We start from the raw sequence: 2,298 nt of genomic DNA, 5'->3' as shown, positions 1-2,298 counted from the left end.
GCAGCGGTATCCCCGGTATCCCCGGTGTTCGCGGTGCCCCCGGGTGCCCCGGAGTCCCCACGTTCCCGGCTCACCTGTCGACCCACGACCTGGCGTGGAGGAGCACGTCGACCGCGGTCGCCTTCCCCGCCGGCCTCAGGTCGTGGCGCAGCGAGACCACCTCGAGCCCCTGGGCGCCGAGGGCCAGGTCCGCGATCCCGGGGAGCACCGTCGGGTCCTGCGGCCCGCCGACGCCGCGACGCAGGTTCTCGGCGGCGTGCCCGAGGTACACCAGGTGCCCGCCGGGGCGCAGCCATCCGCCGGCGTTGCGCAGGACGCGGGTGAGGCTCTCCATCTCGAGGTGGAGGAACCCGATGACGACGAGGTCCACGGACTCCTCCGGTGACCAGGTGGTGGCGTCGCCGACCACCCAGTCGACGCTGCCGCTGCGGCCGTCGTCGGAGTCCTTGGCGCGGGCCTGGTCGATCGCGACCTCGGAGAAGTCGACCGCCGAGACCTGCCACCCGTGTGCGGCCAACCATCGCGCGTGCCTGCCGTCGCCGCACGCCAGGTCCACGGCGGTGTCCACGGGCAGACCGGCGTCCTCGGCGCCCGTCACCTCCGCGACGATGCGTGCTGCGGGGGTGGTGCCCCACACGTCGGGCTGGGCGAGGTATCGGGCGTTCCAGTCGGAGGCGTCCACGTGCGGCGGTCCTTTCGGTACTGCTTCTCGATGCTGCTTCTGGGTGGTACTGCTTCTGGGGATACTGCTTCTGATCAATGGAATTCTGCGTGGCGCCGCGTCTCGTCGGTGCTGCACCCGGGTGTGGCCGGGGCGGCGGGGGCGACTCGATTCACGGGCGCCGGAGCCACCGCAGGTGTTCGTCGTCGCCCTGCAGCTCCAGTCTCCTCCACAGGACGCTGCCCGGCACGGCCTGGCTGGGGTGACACTCCACGGCGGCGAGTTGCGCCGTGCGGTCGACGGTCAGCAGCAGGTCGATCTCGTCGCCGGTCCGCCCGAGGAATCCGGCGTATCCCTCGGCCGCGAGTCTCCCGCAGATCTCCTCCGGGAGGGTCCACGCCACCACGGGGAGTCCGTGCCGGTCGGCCACCCTGGTGGCCGCGGCGGTGGCCGCCACGTGGTCCGGGTGACCGCTGATCCCGGTGGAGTCGAAGACGACGAGGCCCTCGGGCCGGGTCCATTCCAGTGCACGCTCGACCTCGTCGTCGAGCACGGACGACTCGAGGCCCGCCAGGCCACCGTCGGGCAGGTCGCGCAACGTGACCCGCCTCGCCCCGAGGGCGTCCGCCGCGGCGCGTAGTTCGTATTCCCGGATCCGTGAGAGGTCGCCCTCGACGCCGTGGAGCGTGGAGGCCTCGCCCCTGGTCAGGCAGAGGACGTCCACGCCCGCGCCGCCGTCGGCGAAGGTCGACAGCACGGCGCCGAGGCCGAACGACTCGTCGTCGGGGTGGGCGACCACGGCCAGAACTGAACCCCAGCGTGGGAGTGCGGTCGTCTCGGTCATCTCCGCGTTCCTTTCCTCGAGCGGCTCCGGAACTTCTCGATACCCGGTACCGTATCGCCTCATGGGTGTTGCTCGCGAACGGTCGGACGTCTCGCTCTTCGCGCGGGTCTGGGTCGCGGCCGGCCCGGTGCTCGAGAGGGTCGGACTGGCCAGGGCCCGGCGCCGGTTGGTGGACGGACTGTCGGGGACGGTCGTGGAGGTGGGCGCGGGCAGTGGCGTGACGTTCCAGCACTACCCACCGGAGGTCACGAGGGTGGTGGCGATCGAACCGGACCCGCACCTCCGTGCCCACGCGCGGCGCTATGCGGCCCGTGCGTCGGTGCCGGTCGAGGTGGTGGATTCCGTGGCGGAGGCGCTGCCACTCGCGGACGGCGAGGCCGACGCGGTGGTCTTCGGGCTCGTCCTGTGCACTGTCCCCGACGTCCCGGCGGCCCTGGCCGAGGCGGACCGGGTACTCGCTCCCGGGGGAGAACTACGACTGCTCGAACACGTCCGGGCGGCGGGACGACTCGGGCGGGTGGCCGACCGGATCACGCCGGTGTGGAGCCGGCTCGGCGGGGGATGTCGCCCGAACCGGGACACCGGGCAGACGCTCTCCGAGGCCGGGTTCGACGTCTCCGGACTCAGGACCCGACCGTTCCCGCCGGTGCTCCCGCTGACTCCGATGCTCAGCGGTTCGGCGCGGCGTCGGTGACCAGACGCCCGGCCCCCGCGTCGTCCGCGCCGTCTGCGCCGTCCCCGCGGGCGGGAACCGCACACGCCTCGTCGGCACGCGTCCCGTCGGCACACCCCC

At 73.0% G+C, this 2,298-nt stretch carries 3 protein-coding genes; 1 reads left to right on the top strand and 2 read right to left on the bottom strand.

The window, feature by feature from the left end; all coding sequences use genetic code 11:
- Window positions 1-70 precede the first annotated feature (70 nt).
- Window positions 71-682, bottom strand: a complete 612-nt coding sequence (locus G6028_RS12280; RefSeq protein WP_179523659.1) for a class I SAM-dependent methyltransferase — start codon at window positions 680-682, stop codon at window positions 71-73.
- A gap of 151 nt (window positions 683-833) precedes the next feature.
- Window positions 834-1,505: a PIG-L family deacetylase gene (locus tag G6028_RS12275; protein WP_182659032.1), complete on the bottom strand. Its 672-nt coding sequence runs from the start codon at window positions 1,503-1,505 to the stop codon at window positions 834-836.
- A gap of 61 nt (window positions 1,506-1,566) precedes the next feature.
- Here G6028_RS12275 and G6028_RS12270 point away from each other — a divergent pair, with 61 nt between their 5' ends.
- Complete coding sequence (locus tag G6028_RS12270; RefSeq protein ID WP_182645430.1) at window positions 1,567-2,199, top strand: class I SAM-dependent methyltransferase; 633 nt, start codon at window positions 1,567-1,569, stop codon at window positions 2,197-2,199.
- The last annotated feature ends 99 nt before the right edge of the window (window positions 2,200-2,298 follow it).

The organism is Dietzia cercidiphylli (assembly GCF_014145145.1).
In the GTDB taxonomy this organism is placed as follows: domain Bacteria; phylum Actinomycetota; class Actinomycetes; order Mycobacteriales; family Mycobacteriaceae; genus Dietzia; species Dietzia natronolimnaea.
This window is presented reverse-complemented; position numbering and strand designations above follow the sequence as displayed.